This window comes from Allobosea sp. P2_B12, assembly GCF_056404835.1.
In genome coordinates this window covers 625,607-641,303 of sequence record NZ_JBFUDG010000001.1, presented here as the reverse complement: position 1 = coordinate 641,303, position 15,697 = coordinate 625,607, and the positions used below count along the sequence as shown (strand labels likewise).

The following is a 15,697-nucleotide window of genomic DNA, read 5'->3' as shown; positions in this document are numbered from 1 at the left end:
GGCGATGCGATCGAACGTAAGCGTGCGGAGCGACCATTCACTCCGTCCGCCCCCGCGCATCGCACCCTCAACAGGCATGCGACTCTCGCGAGTGATGCTAAAGTGGAGACTTCCTCGCCGGCTTTCAAGCGAGCCTGCGTACCCTGCCCCCAGAAGTTTCGTCTGCGTCGATTTGCTCCGACCCAGTTGAGGCCATGATGTCGCACCATAGCCGTGCGCTGGATCGAGATTCTGTCCGAATCCGATGGCTGAACGGTTAAGCAAAACCCAAGCCGTCCTGCCCGGATACGCAAAACGCGCGCCAATCGGCGCGCGCTTGCTGTTTCGAACACTGCCGGCACGCGAATCGGCCAAGGCCCGATTCTCACGCGGAGGCAGATTTGGCCTCGTCCTCGCGCTCCGAATAGATGAAGAGCGGGCGCGATTTGGACTCGACGGCTTCGGGGCCAATCACGACCTGCTCGACACCTTCGAGGCCAGGCAGCTCGTACATCGTCTCGAGCAGGATGCTCTCCATGATCGAGCGCAGGCCGCGCGCACCGGTCTTGCGGTCGATCGCCTTGCGGGCGATCAGGGCGACCGCCTCGTCGGTGAAGGTCAGCTCGGTGTCCTCCATCTCGAAGAGGCGCTGATACTGCTTGACCAGGGCGTTCTTCGGCTCGGTCAGGATGGTCTTCAGCGCCGCCTCGTCGAGATCCTCGAGCGTCGCCAGGACCGGCAGACGGCCGACGAATTCCGGGATCAGGCCGAACTTGAGCAGATCCTCGGGCTCGACCTCGCGGAAGATCGCGCCTGCGCGGCGATCGTCGGGACCCTTGACGGTCGCGCCGAAACCGATCGAGGTGCCCTTGCCGCGACCCGAGATGATCTTGTCGAGGCCGGCGAAGGCGCCGCCGCAGATGAAGAGGATGTTGGTGGTGTCGACCTGCAGGAATTCCTGCTGCGGATGCTTACGCCCGCCCTGGGGCGGCACGGAGGCGACCGTGCCTTCCATGATCTTCAGCAGCGCCTGCTGCACGCCCTCGCCCGAGACATCCCGCGTGATCGACGGGTTGTCGGATTTACGGCTGATCTTGTCGATCTCGTCGATATAGACGATGCCGCGCTGCGCCCGCTCGACATTGTAGTCGGAGGCCTGGAGCAGCTTGAGGATGATGTTCTCGACGTCCTCGCCGACATAGCCGGCCTCGGTCAGCGTCGTCGCATCCGCCATGGTGAACGGCACGTCGAGGATGCGGGCGAGCGTCTGCGCGAGCAGCGTCTTGCCCGAGCCGGTCGGCCCGATCAGCAGGATGTTCGACTTCGCCAGCTCGACGTCGTTGTGCTTCGTCGCATGCGACAGCCGCTTGTAGTGGTTGTGGACCGCGACGGAGAGGACCTTCTTCGCATGCTCCTGGCCGATGACGTAGTCATCCAGGACCTTGCGAATCTCCTTCGGGGTCGGCACGCCGTCCTTGGACTTGACCAGCGCGGATTTGGATTCCTCGCGGATGATGTCCATGCAGAGCTCGACGCACTCGTCGCAGATGAACACGGTCGGGCCCGCAATCAGCTTGCGAACCTCGTGCTGGCTCTTGCCGCAGAAGGAGCAGTAGAGCGTGCTCTTCGAATCGCCGCCGCTGACCTTACTCATCGTCCATCTCCATTCTCGGAGCCGGAGACCACATCAGCCTTAGCGGATGCAACCGTCGTCTCTCCGTCATAATAGGCGCCCAGTTCACGCTCATCTGGTTAACGCGCCGTTCCGGCACGCCCGAATTCGCGGTTGATCCACAACAGGATCAGGCTGGAACACCTTCGGGATCATCCCGGGGCTTGTCCGATTCCCCATGCAAACACGGGGCCGGTTCCCATGCAATATGGGCTCGGGACGCAGCCGCGCCAACCCACAGGCGGCGCGCCCGCTGGTCGCAGTCAATCAGGCCGTGGCCTCCTCGGGCCGCTTGTCGATAACCTTGTCGATCAGGCCGAAGTCGCGGGCCTGCTCGGCGGTCATGAAATTATCGCGCTCCAGCGCCGCCTCGATCTCGGCATAGGAGCGGCCAGTGTGCTTCTCGTAGATCTCGTTGAGCCGGCGCTTGAGGCTCTCGACCTCACGGGCGTGGATCAGGATGTCGGTGACTTGGCCCTGGAAACCGCCCGAGGGCTGGTGGACCATGATGCGGGCGTTGGGCAGCGCGAAGCGCATGTCCTTGGCGCCAGCGGTCAGCAGGAGCGAACCCATCGAGGCGGCCTGTCCGACGCACAAGGTCGTGACCGGGCAGCGGATGAACTGCATCGTGTCGTAGATCGACATGCCCGAGGTCACCACGCCGCCGGGCGAGTTGATGTAGAAGGAGATTTCCTTCTTCGGGTTCTCCGCCTCGAGGAAGAGGAGCTGCGCCACGATCAGCGACGCCGAATAATCCTCGACCGGACCGGTCAGGAAGATGATGCGCTCGCGCAGCAGGCGCGAATAGATGTCGAAGGCGCGCTCGCCGCGGCTCGACTGCTCGACCACCATCGGGACGAGATTGTTGTAGGTCTCGATCGGATCGCGCAGCATTGACATGTCCTTGGATGGTGAGGCCGGAAACCGGCATTCGGTCGAATCGCGGCTGTCTTGAGAAGACACCACATAAGCACGGCAAAGGCGGCTGAAAAGAGAAGCGCCGCCCGGCACGGGGCCGAGCGGCGGAATGTTCGGAATTAAGGTTTCCGGCCCGCTCAGGCGGAAGCGTCGTCGGCCGCCGTCGCCTCGGCCTTGTCGGCCTTCTTCGCCTTCTTGGCGGCAGCCTTCTTCGGCTTGGCGTCGGTCGCCTCATCAGCGTCCTCGTCGGCATAGAGCGCCTCGCGGGACACGGTCTGGTCCTCGACCTTCACCTGGCCCAGCAGATGATCGACGACCTTCTCCTCGAAGATCGGGGCGCGGATCTCGGCCAGCGCCTGCGGGTTCTTGCGGTAGAACTCCCAGACCTGCTTCTCCTGGCCGGGGAACTGGCGGGCGCGCTCGACCAGAGCCTGGGTGACCTCGTCATCCGAGATCTCGACCTTGGCCTGCTCGCCGATCTCGGCCAGCACGAGACCCAGACGGACGCGGCGCTCGGCGATCTTGCGGTAATCGGCCTTGGCCGTCTCCTCGGTCGTGCCCTCGTCCGCGAACGACTTCTTGGCTTCCTTCATGTCCGCCTCGACCTGGCTCCAGACGCTGGCGAACTCCTGTTCGACCAGGGTCGGGGGCAGCTCGAAGGTGTACTTGCCGTCGAGCGCATCGAGCAGGCTCTTCTTGAGCTTGCGGCGCGACTGGGCGCCGAAATCGCGGCCGATCTGCTCGCGGATGGCGGACTTCAGCGCATCGAGCGACTCCATGCCGAAAGCCTTGGCGAGCTCGTCGTCGATCTTGACGGCTTCCGGGGCCTGGACCTCGGTCACGGTGACCTCGAACTCGGCCGGCTTACCGGCGAGCTGCTCGGCGGTGTAGTTCTCCGGGAAGGTGACCTTGACCGTGCGGGTCTCGCCGGCCTTGGCGCCTTCAAGCTGCTCCTCGAAGCCGGGAATGAACTGGCCGGCGCCGAGATCGAGCGGAATGCCCTCGCCCGTGCCGCCGTCGAAGGGCTTGCCCTCGAGCGTGCCGACGAAGGAGATCAACAGGCGATCGCCATTCGCGGCCTTGGCCTTCTCGCCCTTGTTGGCGAAGGTGCGGTTCGACGAGGCCATGCGCTCCAGCGAGGAATCGACATCGGCATCGGGAACCTCGGCGACCGGCTTGACCAGCGCGACGTCCGACAGATCAGCAAGCTCGATCTTCGGCAGAACCTCGAGCGCGACCGTGAAGGCGAGATCGCCCTTGGCCTCCATCGCGGCCTCGATCTCGTCCTTGTTCTCGGGGAACTTGATCTGCGGCTCGAAGGCGAGCTTCAGGCCGTTATCGGCGACGATCTTCTGGTTGGCCTCGTTGACCGCGTTCTGCAGCACATCGGCCATGACCGAGCGGCCATAGAGCCGGCGCAGATGGCCGACCGGCACCTTGCCGGGACGGAAGCCGTTGATCTTGGCCTTGCCCTGAAGGCCCTGAAGGCCGTCATCGAGCCGCGTCTTGAGGTCGGCGGCGTTCAGCACCACCTGAAATTCGCGCTTGAGGCCCTGCGAGAGGGTTTCGGTCACGTTCATCTTTTTCGATCCGCCAACAGCTCTAACTTCAATGTCCAAAGCGCGACGTCGGAGACCGCCGCCGCGCTCGCGAAAATCCATATCCCGGCAGCGAACGATTCACGCATCATCGCCATAAAGCACGATGCGATCGCACGCTTGATGGTGCGGGCGGAGGGACTCGAACCCCCACGACTTTCGCCGCTGGTACCTAAAACCAGTGCGTCTACCAGTTCCGCCACGCCCGCCGGCCCGATGGCGCCAGCGCGCGAGAAAACGCAGCGCGGCCATCGTTGGGCGCCGGTGCTATACGCATTTCAGCCGCGCCATGCAGCAAAAAAATGACGGTTCTGCAAAACACGCCGAGCCATGCCGGCCCTGGCGTTCCGCGCTGCGACCCTCTCGCCATCCGCCGCGGCGGCAATTATGCCGGTGGCCATGAACAAAGCGCACGAACGGAACGAAGCACACGAGCGCCCTGCCCGCCCGACGCGCCGTGTGGCACTCGCCGGCCTTGGCGCCGCGACGACGCTGGCGTTGACTGGGCAGGCACCGGCACAGACGCCGCCCGCAGCACCGCCGGCCGCGCCCGAAGCTGCGCCACGCATTCTGACTGCCGCGCCGGCCAGGGTCCGGCTGAGGCCGTCGCCCCCCACCGAAACCGAGATCTGGGCCTTCGATGGCGTCACACCGGGTCCGCCCTTGCGAATCAAGCTGGGTGAGACGCTGCGGCTGACGCTGGCGAACAAGACGGCAAGCCCGCTGTCGCTGCATTGGCAGGGCCTGCGCGGCGATGCGGCGATGGACGGCGTCGGGGGCTTCAGCCAGCCGCCGATCGCGCCCGGCGAAAGCTTCGAATACCGGCTGAAGCCGCCCGACTCCGGCACGATCCTGTATCGTCCGCTCGTCATCGGCGGTTCCTCCGAGCCGGCCGGGCGCGGCCTGAGCGGCCTGCTGGTGGTCGAGGAGTCGGAGCCGCCGCCGGTCGATCTCGATCTGCCGGTGCTCGTGACCGACTGGCTGCTCGGAGACGACCAGGCGCTGCAGGCCTTCTCCGGCAGCAGCCCCGACGGGGCCGCCGCCGGGCGGCTGGGAAGCTGGATTACGGTCAATGGCGGCTCGCCGCCGCAGCGTGTCGCGGTCGCGCCCGGTGCGCGGGTGCGGCTGCGCCTCGCCAATGCCTGCAATGCCCGGATCATGCGGTTGCGCTTCGACGGCATCAAGGCGGTCGTCGTCGCCGTCGACGGCCAGCCGACCGAATCCTTCGAACCTGTGCGCGCGCAACTGCCCTTCGCACCGGGCACGCGCTACGACCTGCTGGTCGACATGCCCGGTGAGACCGGCGCCACCGCGATGGTGACGGCCCTCGTCGGCTCAGGCGTGCCCCTCGTCCGGCTCGTGACGGAAGGCACCGCCAAGCCGCCCTCGACGGCCCCAATGGCCTTGAAGGCCAACCCGACCCTGCCGGCGGCCGTCCGCCTCCAGGACGCGGTTCGACCCGCCATCGTGATCGAGGGCGGGGCCAGGGTCTCAGCCGACTTCAAGCTCGACCTTGCCGGTATCGACCCGGCCCGGCCCTGGCGCATCAATGGCGGCGTCGGCGATGCCGGCGCCAAGCCGCTGTTCAGCGTCAAGCGCGGCACGCCGATCGTGCTCGCCATCGAGAACAGGACGGCGTTCTTCCAGCCGATCCACGTCCATGGCCATACGTTCCGCCTGCTGCATCCGCTCGACGATGGCTGGGAGCCCTATTTCCTCGACACGGTCCAGATCCCAGAGGGCAAGCGGCTGCACATCGCCTTCATCGCCGAAAATCCCGGCCGCTGGCTGATCTCCTCGACCGTACTCGAACGCTTCGACCGGGGCCTCTGGAGCTGGTTCGAGGTGACGTGACGCTTCTGCCGCACCATCGCGTCGCGATGCTCTGGCTGATGGCGGCGTTTTATCTCGGCGCCGGGCTGCTGCATCTCCGCTCGCCCGAGGCGTTCTTGCCGATCGTGCCGGACTGGGTGCCGGCGCCGCGAACCGTCGTGCTGCTGACGGGCATCGCGGAAATCCTCGGCGCTATCGGCCTGTTCGTGCCGCGTTTGCGCCGGGCGGCCGGGATCGGCCTGGCGCTCTACGCGTTCTGCGTCTTCCCGGCCAACATCAAGCATGCCGTCGAAGGCATTGTGCTGGCAGGCCTTCCCTCGACATGGTGGTATCACGCGCCGCGTCTGGCGCTGCAGCCGGTGCTGATCTGGTGGGCGCTCTGTGTCGGCGGCGTCATTGACTGGCCATGGCGACGCTGAGCGCCTCAGGCCAACCCGAGCCGCGTCAGCACCTCCGATTCGATCGCATCCTTCGACAGCTCGACCGAGACGACCAGCGGCCGCTCGTCGTCTCCCGGCTCCTCCAGCGCCGCGAACTGGCTGTCCAGCAGTGCCGGCGGCATGAAGTGATGCTGGCGCTGCGTCATGCGGGCGCCGATCAGTTCGCGCGAGCCCCTGAGATAGACCAGCGCGACATCGGGCCGGTCGCCGATGATGACGCGCCGATAGGCCCGCTTCAGCGCCGAACATGTGACGATGCCATTGCGTCCCGAAGCGCGCAGATCGTCGATCCAGGCCGCGATCGCCGCCAGCCAGGGCTTGCGATCCTCGTCGTTCAGCGGCGTTCCGCCCGCCATCTTGGCAACGTTCTCGGGCGGATGGAACGAATCGGCGTCGCGGAAGGGCCAGCCGAGTTGCCCGGCCAGGCGCTCGCCGAGCGAGGTCTTGCCCGAGCTTGCGACGCCCATGACGACGATGACGGCCGGCTTCACGACCGTTTGCGAGGAAGCCATTCTGCGTCAGCCCTGCTTCTTGGCTTCGACATGGCCGCCGAAGCCAGCGCGCATGGCGGAGAGGATCTTCTCGCCGAAGGTGTGGTCGACGCGCGAGCGGAAGCGGGCAAACAGCGCCGAGGTTAGCACCTCAGCCGGCGTCGCGGTCTCGACGGCGGCATCGACCGTCCAGCGGCCTTCGCCCGAATCCGAGACGTTGCCGGAATAGGCCGAGAGATCCGCGTCGGCGGCCAGCGCCTCGGCGGTGAGATCGAGCAGCCAGGAGGTCACGACCGAGCCCCGGCGCCAGACCTCGGAGATTTCGGCGGTGTCGAAATCGAAGCCGTATTCGGGCGGCAGGCCGTCCTTGGCGGAGGCATTGCGCAGCAGGTCGAAGCCCTCGGCGAAGGCCTGCATCATGCCGTATTCGATGCCGTTATGGACCATCTTGACGAAGTGGCCGGCCCCGACCGGGCCGCAATGCAGATAGCCCTGTTCGCTCGTCGGATTGCGGCCTTCGCGATGCCTGGTCGGCTCGATCTCGCCCTTGCCGGGCGCCAGCGTGCTGAAGATCGGCTCCAGCCTGTCGAAGGCTTCCTTGTCGCCGCCGATCATCAGGCAATAGCCGCGATCGAGCCCATGGACGCCGCCAGACGTGCCGACATCCATGTAGTGGATGCCCTTGGCCGCCATCTCCTGGCCGCGCCGGACGTCGTCCTTCCAGAAGGCATTGCCGCCGTCGATCAGCGTGTCGCCGGGCGACATCAATCCCGCCAACTCGGCAATGGTCGCCTCGGTGATCTTGCCGGCCGGCAGCATGACCCAGATCGCGCGCGGCGCCTTGAGCTTCGCGACCATGTCCTTCAGGTCGCTGGCGACGACAGCGCCATCGGCGGCAAGCGCCGCGCCGGGCTTCGGATCGCGGTCATAGACCACGCTGTCATGCCCCGCGCGCATCAGACGGCGCACGATGTTGCCACCCATCCGGCCGAGGCCGATCACTCCAAGCTGCATCGTCTCAATCCTTCAGGACCGGCGGCATGGTCAGCCTTGCCGGCTTCATCTCAGCGCTTCTTGCATCCCTGCCGCCTTGGCGACAAGCCGGTCGCACGGGAACGTCAGAGCCGGATCGGGCGTCTCGGGCCATCACCGGGCGCGCTGCAAGGCGCGCCAGCGGCCGGGCGTGACGCCGAACGCCTTACGGAATTGCCGGGTCAGATGGCTCTGATCGGCAAAGCCGCAGGCAAAGGCGATGTCCGCGAGCGCTCCCTCGCCGCGCAGCAGCGTCCGGGCCCGGTCAAGCCGGCGCATCACAAGGTAATTGTAGGGGCTGGTGCCGAAATTCCTGCGGAAATGGCGCGCCAGCGTGAAGCGATCGAGGCCGGAGACCGCCTCCAGCTCGCAGGACGAGACGCTGCGGCCGATATGCGCGTCGAGAAACTGCCGGACACGCTCGGACGCGGCGAGCGCCGTCGCGCCGCCGGCCTTGCGGGCGATGGCGGGGTCGAGCGCCAGCATGGCGTTGGCGAGGTCGAGCACACGCTCATCGGCCTCGATTTGCGCCAGCGGGCGCTCAAGGTCGGACAAGGCGCGCGCGACAGCATCGACAAGCGCCGGATCCGAGGAGACCGCCGCCGAAACGAAGGGCAGCGTCGCCGCCCGCTCGCCGAGCGCAGCGCGCACCAGCTTCGGCTCGAGATAGAGCATGCGATAGCGGAAACCGGTTTCCATCCCTGAGCGGCCGTTATGGATCTCGTCGGGATGCAGCACGATGGCGTTCCCGGCGGCGCTGTCCTGCCGCGCGCCGCGATAGTCGAAGCATTGCATGCCGCTCAGCGTCAGGCCGAGCGCATAGGTGTCGTGGCGGTGGGGATCATAGGCATGGCCGCTGAAGAAGGCCTCGATCCGCTCGATGCCGGGGGCGCCGGCGCCGGCACGCACCCAATCGCCATGCGAGGGGCCGCACGATCGTTCAAGACGGCCTTCGTCCGGCCCGGCTAGCGACAGCGCCATGCGTTACGACACCAAGATCGCCATCGTGGTCGACGAGCAACTCGCGACCTGGCAGAAACTCAACGCCGCCAGCTTTCTCGCCGGCGGACTCGTGGCAGCCTATCCCGAACTCGGGGGCGAACACTACAGCGACGCGTCGGGGCGGTTCTACGGCCCGCTGATCCGCCAGCCGATCCTGATCTTCCAGGCGACGCCGGAGCAGTTGCGGCTCACCCTCAGTCGAGCGCAGGAGCGCGGCGTCAGGCCCTCGCTTTACACCCGCGCGCTGTTTTCAACCGGCAACGACACGGACAACCGCGCCGCCGTCGCCGCTGTCGCAACTGCCGACCTCGACCTCGTCGGGCTTGCGCTCCACGCCGACCGCAAGCAGATCGACAAGATCGTCAAGGGCCTGCCGCTTCACGGCTGAGGCGGCCGAGGCGGCTGCTGGTTCAGGGAAACATCATGGCCAGGGGCTCGATCGACCAGATCGGCTCGATCCGCATCAGTCGCGTCGCTACCGCTGTCGGAAAGGTCGGGTCGCCGCGCCAGCGCAGCATGACCGCGTCGGCCACTTGTTCCCTGGCGAAAGCGACCGCGACGATCTCGGTCGCCGGCTTGTCCTCATCACCGCTCCCGGTCGCCACAAAACTGAGGCGACCTTCGCCCGAGAGTGAAAGCGGCGCGATGCGGTCGAGAAGCCCCGCACGCACGCCGATCTCTCCCGAAGCGAACTCGCAGAGAATGACCGCTTTCATCGCGATCAGCCGTTGCGGAAGGTGTAGCTGTAGCCGTTGATCGCCGGCACGCCGCCGAGATGGGCGTAGAGCACCTTCGAGCCCGCCGGGAAGAAGCCCTTCTTCACCAGGTCGATCATGCCCTGCATCGATTTCCCCTCATAGACGGGGTCGGTCATCATGCCCTCGAGCCGGGCGGAAAGGCGGATCGCCTCGATCGTCTCCTGCGAGGGCACGCCATAGACCGGATAGGCATAGTCCTCGTTCAGGACGATGTCGTCGTTGGTGATGTCCTTGCCGCCGACCAGCGCTGAGGTTTTCTGCGCGATATCGAGCACCTGGGCGCGCGTCTGGGCGGGCGTGAACGAGGCGTCGATGCCGATGACGTTGCGCTGGCGGCCGTCCTTGGCGAAGCCGACGACCATGCCGGCATGGGTCGAGCCAGTGACGGTGCAGACGATGATGTAGTCGAACTTGAAGCCGAGTTCGGCCTCCTGCGCCCGAACCTCCTCGGCGAAGCCGACATAACCGAGACCGCCGAATTTGTGGACCGAGGCGCCGGCCGGAATCGCATAGGGCTTGCCGCCCTTGGCCTTTACATCGGCCAGCGCCTTTTCCCAGCTCTCGCGGATGCCGATGTCAAAGCCTTCATCGACGAGCTGCACCTCGGCGCCCATGACGCGCGACATCAGGATGTTGCCGACGCGGTCATAGACGGCGTCCTCATGCGGCACCCAGCTTTCCTGGATTAGCCGGCATTTCATGCCGATCTTGGCGGCAGTCGCCGCGACCATGCGGGTGTGGTTCGACTGCACGCCGCCGATCGAGACCAGCGTGTCGGCATTGCTCGCGATCGCGTCGGGCACGATGTATTCGAGCTTGCGCAGCTTGTTGCCACCGAAGGCCAGGCCCGAATTGCAGTCCTCGCGCTTGGCGAAGATCTCGACGGCGCCACCGAGATGGGCCGACAGGCGCGGTAGTGGCTCGATCGGCGTGGGGCCGAAAGTCAGGGGATAACGCTCGAATTTGCTCAGCATGGCGACCGGTTCTCCATCGGGTGCGATGGCCGGAAATCTACTGAAAACGAGCTGGAACGTCCTTCCGAAGTGAGGCATCATTCTGCGTGATGAACGCCACAATATACGCGATATTGCGGCTACTACGGCATAATTCAGGTCAGATCTGGAAGATCCTTTCATGGCGTCGAATCTCGACCGGACCGACCTTAAAATCCTGCGCCTGCTGCAGTCCGACGGGCGCCTCGGCAATGCCGAAATCGCCAAGCGCGTGAACACCAGCGCCGCAACCTGCCACCGCCGCATCCAGCGCCTGTTCGCCGAGGGCTACGTTACCTCGGTTCGGGCGCAGGTCTCGCCGAGACATGTCGAGATGGGCACGCTCGCCTTCGTCGGCGTGGTGCTCGACCGCTCGACGCCCGAGAGCTTCGGCGACTTCGAGGCCGCCATCCGGAACATGCCCGCGGTGCTCGATTGCCACATCGTCGCCGGCGATTTCGATTACATCCTCAAGATCCGGGTCCGCGACATGGCGGATTTCAACAAGCTCCACGCCGACAAGCTGATCGCGCTGCCCGGCGTGCGGCAGACGCGGACCTTCTTCGTGATGAAGGAGGTCGTCGACAACGCGCCGCTGGCGTTTTGAGCGATACCCTCCCCGTCATGGCCGGGCTTGTCCCGACCATCCACGTCTTCCTTGTCGAGTGCCCGTGTTCGAGACGTGGATGGTCGCCACAAGGGCGAGCATGACGCTGCTACACTTGGATCAGACGCTGCACCTGGCCAGCGTCGAGGTCCTTCATCGGGCCCGACAGCACGACCTCGCCGCGGTCCATCACGAACATCGTGTCGGCAAGGTCGCGGGCGAAGTCGAAATACTGCTCGACCAGCACGATCGCCATGTCGCCCTTCGAGCGCAGATAATCGATCGCGCGGCCGATATCCTTGATGATCGAGGGCTGGATGCCCTCGGTCGGCTCGTCCAGCACCAGCAGTTTGGGCCGGGTGACCAGCGCCCGCGCAATGGCGAGTTGCTGCTGCTGGCCACCCGAGAGGTCTCCGCCGCGTCGGCCCAGCATGGACTTGAGCACGGGGAAAAGGTCGAAGAGTTCATCGGGAACGTAGCGCTCCTTGCGCGCTAAAGGCGCGAAGCCGGTCTCGAGGTTTTCCTTCACGCTCAGCAGCGGGAAGACCTCGCGGCCCTGCGGCACGAAGCCGATGCCGGCACGCGCGCGATCCTCGGTGCGCAAGGTCGAGATGTCTTGCCCACCGAAGGAGATCCTGCCGGCGCTGATCGCCTGCTGGCCAACGATGGCGCGCATCAGCGTAGTCTTGCCGACCCCGTTGCGACCCATCACGCAGGTGACCTTACCGGCCTCAGCGGTGACCGAGACGCGGCGCAGCGCCTGGGCTGCGCCGTAGTGGAGATCGATGGCGTCGACGGTCAGCATGCTCATCGCCCCAGATAGACTTCGACGACGCGCTCATTGGCGCTGACGACATCGAGCGGGCCTTCGGCCAACACCGAGCCCTCATGCAGCACCGTGACCTTCACGCCGAGTTCGCGGATGAAGCCCATATCGTGCTCGACGACGATCACGGAATGATCCTTGGCGATCGCCTTCAGGAGCACCGCCGTCTCGGCCGTCTCGCCATCGGTCATGCCGGCAGCGGGCTCGTCGACGAGCAGGAGCTTCGGATCCTGCGCCAGCAGCATGCCGATCTCGAGCCACTGCTTTTGGCCGTGCGAGAGCGAGCCGGCGAGCCGGTCGCGGGCATCGCCGAGCTTGATGATGCCGAGGATGTCGTCGATGCGCTTCGCTTGGGCGGCGGCTGTTTGCCAGAACAGCGTGCGGGCGACGGAGCGCGGCGCCTTCAGCGCCAGCAGGATGTTGTCCTCGATGGTGTGGAAATCGAACACCGTCGGCTTCTGGAACTTGCGGCCGATGCCGAGATTGGCGATCGCGGCCTCGTCGAGCTTGGTGAGATCGACAGAGCCACCGAACATCACCGTGCCGACATCCGGCTTGGTCTTGCCGGTGATGATGTCCATCATCGTGGTCTTGCCGGCGCCGTTGGGGCCGATGATGGCGCGCATCTCGCCGGGCTCGATCGTCAGCGACAGCCCGCGAATGGCCTTGAAGCCGTCAAAGGAGACGCTGACGCCGTCGAGATAGAGCAATGAGGATGTCAGCGCGCCGGGGTTGGAAGCGTTCATCACAGTCACTCCGCCGGGGCCGGTTCGGGGGGCGCTGCCGGAGCGGGCTTGCGGCGCTTCTCCCAAAGCTCCCGCGCGGTGCCGATGATGCCCTTGGGCATGAAGATCGTGACGAAGACGAAAAGCGCGCCGAGCGCGAACAGCCAGTACGGCGCCATGAAGCCAGAGGTGAACACCGTCTTGGCGTAGTTGACGACGACGGCGCCGAGCGCAGCCCCAACCAGCGTGCCGCGTCCGCCAACAGCAACCCAGATCACCGTCTCGATCGAGTTGGCCGGGGCGAATTCGCTGGGATTGATGATGCCGACCTGCGGGACATAGAGCGCGCCGGCAACGCCGGCCATGCAGGCCGAAACCGTGAAGACGAAAAGCTTGAAGCGATCGACCCGGTAGCCGAGGAAGCGCGTCCGCGACTCCGCGTCGCGGATCGCGATCACCACCTTGCCGAGCTTCGAGACGACGATGCCGCGCGCGATCAGGAAGCCGGTGATCAGCATGACGCAGGTCATCGAAAACAGAGCAGCGCGAGTCGTCTGCGCCTGGACGTTGAAGCCAAGGATGTCCTTGAAATCGGTCAGGCCGTTATTGCCGCCGAAACCCATGTCGTTGCGGAAAAAGGCGAGCAGCAGCGCATAGGTCAGTGCCTGGGTGATAATCGACAGATAGACGCCGGTGACTCTGCTGCGGAAGGCGAACCAGCCGAAGACGAAGGCGAGCAGGCCGGGCGCGAGCAGCACCATCAGCATGGCGAAGGGGAAGGAGGAGAAGCCGTACCAGTACCAGGGCAATTCCTGCCAGTTCAGGAAGACCATGAAGTCCGGCAGGATCGGGTTGCCATAGGTGCCGCGCGAGCCGATCTGGCGCATCAGATACATGCCCATCGCGTAGCCGCCGAGCGCGAAGAAGGCGCCGTGGCCGAGCGAGAGGATGCCGCAATAGCCCCAGACCAGATCGAGCGAGATCGCCAGCAGCGCGTAGCAGAGATATTTGCCCCAGAGCGACATGGTCGAGGTCGGGATGTGGAACAGCGAGCCTGCCGGCATCAGCAGGTTGAGCAGCGGCACCATGATGCCGATGCCTGCGACGATGGCGAGGAAGACATATCCCCGCTTGTCCATGTTCTGGAGGAGGAAGCGAGAGATCATGCTTCCACCGCCCTGCCCTTGAGCGCGAACAGGCCGCGCGGGCGCTTCTGGATGAACAGGATGATGAAGACGAGCAGCGCGATCTTGCCCAGCACCGCCCCGGCATAGGGTTCGAGCAGCTTGTTGGCGACGCCCAGCGTCATCGCGCTGATCAGCGTGCCCCAGAGATTGCCGACGCCGCCGAAGACCACGACCATGAAGCTGTCGATGATGTAGCTCTGACCGAGATTGGGGCTGACATTGTCGATCTGTGAGAGCGCGACGCCAGCCAACCCCGCAACACCGGAGCCGAGCCCGAAGGTCAGGGCATCGACGCGGCCGGTGCGGATGCCCATGGCCGAGGCCATGCGGCGGTTCTGGGTGACGGCGCGCATCTGCAGGCCGATCGGCGTCAACTTCAGGATCGCCAGCAGCGCCGCGAAGACGAGACCGGCGAAGACGATGATCCAGAGCCGGTTCCAGGTGATGGCGAGCTGGCCGATCTCGAAGGCGCCGGACATGAAGTTCGGCGCGCCGACCTCGCGGTTGGTGGGCCCGAATGCCGTGCGCACCGCCTGCTGCAGGATCAGGCTGATGCCCCAGGTGGCGAGCAGCGTCTCCAGCGGCCGGCCATAGAGGAAGCGGATGACGCCGCGCTCGATGGCGATGCCGACGAGGCCGGCCACGATGAAGGCGAGCGGCACGGCGATCAGCAGAGAATAATCGAACAGGCCGGGGAACCTCGTGCGGATGACCTCCTGCACGATGAAGGTGGTGTAGGCCCCAAGCATCACCATCTCGCCATGGGCCATGTTGATCACGCCCATCACGCCGAAGGTGATCGCCAGCCCGATCGCCGCCAGCAGCAGCACGGAGCCGAGCGAGAGGCCGTACCAGAGGTTCTGGCCGGCCCGCCAGACGGCGAGCTTGCCCTCGATGGCCGAGACGGCGCGGGACTGGGCCTCCTTCAACGCGGGGGAGGAGTCGGCGGGCAGCGAGCGCAGGGTGGCGAGCGCATCCTGGTCGCCGCGCTCGCGCAGCACGTCGATGGCGGCGATCCGGTCGAAGGGCGGGGCGTCGGGTTTGGCGACGAGGATCGCAGCCTGGGCCTGGCGCAGCGCAGCCTTGGCCTTGGCGTCGGTCTCCTTGGCGATCGCGCCTTCCAGCACCGGCAGCAGCGCAACGTCGCGCGACTTGAAGACGGCCTCGGCCGCGGCGATGCGCTTGCCGGCGTCGGGATTGAGCAGGCCGAGACCGCCGAGCGCGGCCTGAATGTTGCGGCGGACACCGTTGTTCAGGCGAACCGGAGCGAGCCCAGGGGACTCGGCGGGCAGGGCAGCGCCTGTCCTGGCGTCGAGAAATTTGCCGTCTGTCGTCTTGATGACGACCGCGCCGCCGCCCGCCAGCAGCCGGCCAGCGGCCAGGGCTTCGATGATCGGTGCGGCCTGCGGATGAGCGTTCGCGATCAGCAGTTCGATCGCCCGGTTGGTATCGGAGAAACTGTCGGCACCGAGCCTGGTGAAGGCTTCATCGGCACTCTGGGCGGCTGCCGCGCCCGGCTGGAGCGCAAGCAGCGTCGCGAGCGCAATCATGCGCAGAAGGCAGGACACAATCCGCATGGGCTCGTTTCGGGTTTGCAGGTCGGCGGCTTCGTAGATCGGCGGTGTCGAACGCCCCCG

At 65.8% G+C, this 15,697-nt stretch carries 16 protein-coding genes and 1 tRNA gene; 4 read left to right on the top strand and 13 right to left on the bottom strand.

The window, feature by feature from the left end; translation table 11 throughout:
* Positions 1-364 precede the first annotated feature (364 nt).
* The 4 genes from clpX to AC1DYU_RS03095 form a co-directional block, all read right to left on the bottom strand.
* A complete protein-coding gene (clpX, locus tag AC1DYU_RS03110; RefSeq protein ID WP_158486113.1) occupies positions 365-1,633 on the bottom strand; it encodes an ATP-dependent Clp protease ATP-binding subunit ClpX in 1,269 nt (422 codons plus the stop codon).
* Positions 1,634-1,918: 285 nt separating this feature from the next.
* Positions 1,919-2,545 (bottom strand): ATP-dependent Clp protease proteolytic subunit, encoded by a 627-nt coding sequence (locus AC1DYU_RS03105; protein WP_476790362.1) that lies wholly within the window; start codon positions 2,543-2,545, stop codon positions 1,919-1,921.
* A 161-nt stretch (positions 2,546-2,706) separates the two neighbouring features.
* On the bottom strand, positions 2,707-4,149 hold the full coding sequence (gene tig, locus AC1DYU_RS03100) for a trigger factor (protein WP_476790361.1): 1,443 nt from the start codon (positions 4,147-4,149) through the stop codon (positions 2,707-2,709).
* A gap of 142 nt (positions 4,150-4,291) precedes the next feature.
* Positions 4,292-4,376 (bottom strand) — tRNA-Leu (locus AC1DYU_RS03095).
* A gap of 190 nt (positions 4,377-4,566) precedes the next feature.
* Here AC1DYU_RS03095 and AC1DYU_RS03090 point away from each other — a divergent pair.
* Both AC1DYU_RS03090 and AC1DYU_RS03085 read left to right on the top strand, forming a co-directional pair.
* Positions 4,567-6,021, top strand: a complete 1,455-nt coding sequence (locus AC1DYU_RS03090; RefSeq protein WP_476790360.1) for a multicopper oxidase family protein — start codon at positions 4,567-4,569, stop codon at positions 6,019-6,021.
* A 26-nt stretch (positions 6,022-6,047) separates the two neighbouring features.
* The gene (locus tag AC1DYU_RS03085) at positions 6,048-6,419 is read left to right on the top strand and encodes a DoxX family protein (RefSeq protein ID WP_476790701.1); all 372 of its coding nucleotides are present in this window, start codon (positions 6,048-6,050) and stop codon (positions 6,417-6,419) included.
* A gap of 5 nt (positions 6,420-6,424) precedes the next feature.
* Here the strand turns inward: AC1DYU_RS03085 and AC1DYU_RS03080 are convergent, their stop codons facing one another.
* The 3 genes from AC1DYU_RS03080 to AC1DYU_RS03070 form a co-directional block, all read right to left on the bottom strand.
* Entirely contained in the window at positions 6,425-6,952 is a 528-nt protein-coding gene (locus AC1DYU_RS03080; protein ID WP_476790359.1) for a gluconokinase, read from the bottom strand.
* 6 nt (positions 6,953-6,958) lie between these two features.
* A complete protein-coding gene (gene gnd / locus AC1DYU_RS03075; protein ID WP_158486110.1) occupies positions 6,959-7,945 on the bottom strand; it encodes a phosphogluconate dehydrogenase (NAD(+)-dependent, decarboxylating) in 987 nt (328 codons plus the stop codon).
* 132 nt (positions 7,946-8,077) lie between these two features.
* Complete coding sequence (locus AC1DYU_RS03070; protein WP_476790358.1) at positions 8,078-8,944, bottom strand: helix-turn-helix domain-containing protein; 867 nt, start codon at positions 8,942-8,944, stop codon at positions 8,078-8,080.
* On the opposite strand from AC1DYU_RS03070, the gene AC1DYU_RS03065 reads away from it, so the two are divergent.
* Positions 8,943-9,353: a DUF2000 family protein gene (locus AC1DYU_RS03065; RefSeq protein WP_476790357.1), complete on the top strand. Its 411-nt coding sequence runs from the start codon at positions 8,943-8,945 to the stop codon at positions 9,351-9,353. The two genes, AC1DYU_RS03070 and AC1DYU_RS03065, sit on opposite strands and share 2 nt — an antisense overlap.
* A 22-nt stretch (positions 9,354-9,375) precedes the next feature.
* On the opposite strand, the gene AC1DYU_RS03060 is transcribed toward AC1DYU_RS03065, so the two are convergent.
* Positions 9,376-9,681, bottom strand: coding sequence for a hypothetical protein (locus tag AC1DYU_RS03060; RefSeq protein ID WP_476790356.1), 306 nt, complete (start codon positions 9,679-9,681; stop codon positions 9,376-9,378).
* 5 nt (positions 9,682-9,686) lie between these two features.
* Positions 9,687-10,697, bottom strand: a complete 1,011-nt coding sequence (locus AC1DYU_RS03055) for a 1-aminocyclopropane-1-carboxylate deaminase (protein ID WP_158486106.1) — start codon at positions 10,695-10,697, stop codon at positions 9,687-9,689.
* Between the two features lie 160 nt (positions 10,698-10,857).
* Between AC1DYU_RS03055 and AC1DYU_RS03050 the strand changes: the two genes are divergently transcribed.
* Entirely contained in the window at positions 10,858-11,322 is a 465-nt protein-coding gene (locus tag AC1DYU_RS03050; protein WP_476790355.1) for an Lrp/AsnC family transcriptional regulator, read from the top strand.
* A gap of 109 nt (positions 11,323-11,431) precedes the next feature.
* On the opposite strand, the gene urtE is transcribed toward AC1DYU_RS03050, so the two are convergent.
* Genes urtE through urtB form a run of 4 tightly spaced genes read right to left on the bottom strand, consistent with a single transcriptional unit; the run spans position 11,432 to position 15,637 of the window.
* A complete protein-coding gene (gene urtE / locus AC1DYU_RS03045; RefSeq protein WP_476790354.1) occupies positions 11,432-12,127 on the bottom strand; it encodes an urea ABC transporter ATP-binding subunit UrtE in 696 nt (231 codons plus the stop codon).
* 2 nt (positions 12,128-12,129) lie between these two features.
* Complete coding sequence (gene urtD / locus AC1DYU_RS03040) at positions 12,130-12,894, bottom strand: urea ABC transporter ATP-binding protein UrtD (protein ID WP_476790353.1); 765 nt, start codon at positions 12,892-12,894, stop codon at positions 12,130-12,132.
* A gap of 5 nt (positions 12,895-12,899) precedes the next feature.
* Positions 12,900-14,039, bottom strand: coding sequence for an urea ABC transporter permease subunit UrtC (gene urtC, locus AC1DYU_RS03035; protein WP_476790352.1), 1,140 nt, complete (start codon positions 14,037-14,039; stop codon positions 12,900-12,902).
* On the bottom strand, positions 14,036-15,637 hold the full coding sequence (gene urtB, locus AC1DYU_RS03030; RefSeq protein ID WP_476790351.1) for an urea ABC transporter permease subunit UrtB: 1,602 nt from the start codon (positions 15,635-15,637) through the stop codon (positions 14,036-14,038). Before urtB ends, urtC begins: the two co-directional genes overlap by 4 nt.
* Between the last annotated feature and the right edge of the window lie 60 nt (positions 15,638-15,697).

Bases quoted from the DNA above. Each gene is read 5' to 3' on its own strand.
- urtB (WP_476790351.1), bottom strand. From the start codon at position 15,637: ATGCGGATTGTGTCCTGCCTTCTGCGCATGATTGCGCTCGCGACGCTG.
- AC1DYU_RS03070 (WP_476790358.1), bottom strand. From the start codon at position 8,944: ATGGCGCTGTCGCTAGCCGGGCCGGACGAAGGCCGTCTTGAACGATCG.
- AC1DYU_RS03055 (WP_158486106.1), bottom strand. From the start codon at position 10,697: ATGCTGAGCAAATTCGAGCGTTATCCCCTGACTTTCGGCCCCACGCCG.
- urtE (WP_476790354.1), bottom strand. From the start codon at position 12,127: ATGCTGACCGTCGACGCCATCGATCTCCACTACGGCGCAGCCCAGGCG.
- urtD (WP_476790353.1), bottom strand. From the start codon at position 12,894: ATGAACGCTTCCAACCCCGGCGCGCTGACATCCTCATTGCTCTATCTC.
- clpX (WP_158486113.1), bottom strand. From the start codon at position 1,633: ATGAGTAAGGTCAGCGGCGGCGATTCGAAGAGCACGCTCTACTGCTCC.
- gnd (WP_158486110.1), bottom strand. From the start codon at position 7,945: ATGCAGCTTGGAGTGATCGGCCTCGGCCGGATGGGTGGCAACATCGTG.
- tig (WP_476790361.1), bottom strand. From the start codon at position 4,149: ATGAACGTGACCGAAACCCTCTCGCAGGGCCTCAAGCGCGAATTTCAG.
- AC1DYU_RS03090 (WP_476790360.1), top strand. From the start codon at position 4,567: ATGAACAAAGCGCACGAACGGAACGAAGCACACGAGCGCCCTGCCCGC.
- AC1DYU_RS03105 (WP_476790362.1), bottom strand. From the start codon at position 2,545: ATGCTGCGCGATCCGATCGAGACCTACAACAATCTCGTCCCGATGGTG.
- AC1DYU_RS03060 (WP_476790356.1), bottom strand. From the start codon at position 9,681: ATGAAAGCGGTCATTCTCTGCGAGTTCGCTTCGGGAGAGATCGGCGTG.
- AC1DYU_RS03050 (WP_476790355.1), top strand. From the start codon at position 10,858: ATGGCGTCGAATCTCGACCGGACCGACCTTAAAATCCTGCGCCTGCTG.
- AC1DYU_RS03080 (WP_476790359.1), bottom strand. From the start codon at position 6,952: ATGGCTTCCTCGCAAACGGTCGTGAAGCCGGCCGTCATCGTCGTCATG.
- AC1DYU_RS03065 (WP_476790357.1), top strand. From the start codon at position 8,943: ATGCGTTACGACACCAAGATCGCCATCGTGGTCGACGAGCAACTCGCG.
- AC1DYU_RS03085 (WP_476790701.1), top strand. From the start codon at position 6,048: ATGCTCTGGCTGATGGCGGCGTTTTATCTCGGCGCCGGGCTGCTGCAT.
- urtC (WP_476790352.1), bottom strand. From the start codon at position 14,039: ATGATCTCTCGCTTCCTCCTCCAGAACATGGACAAGCGGGGATATGTC.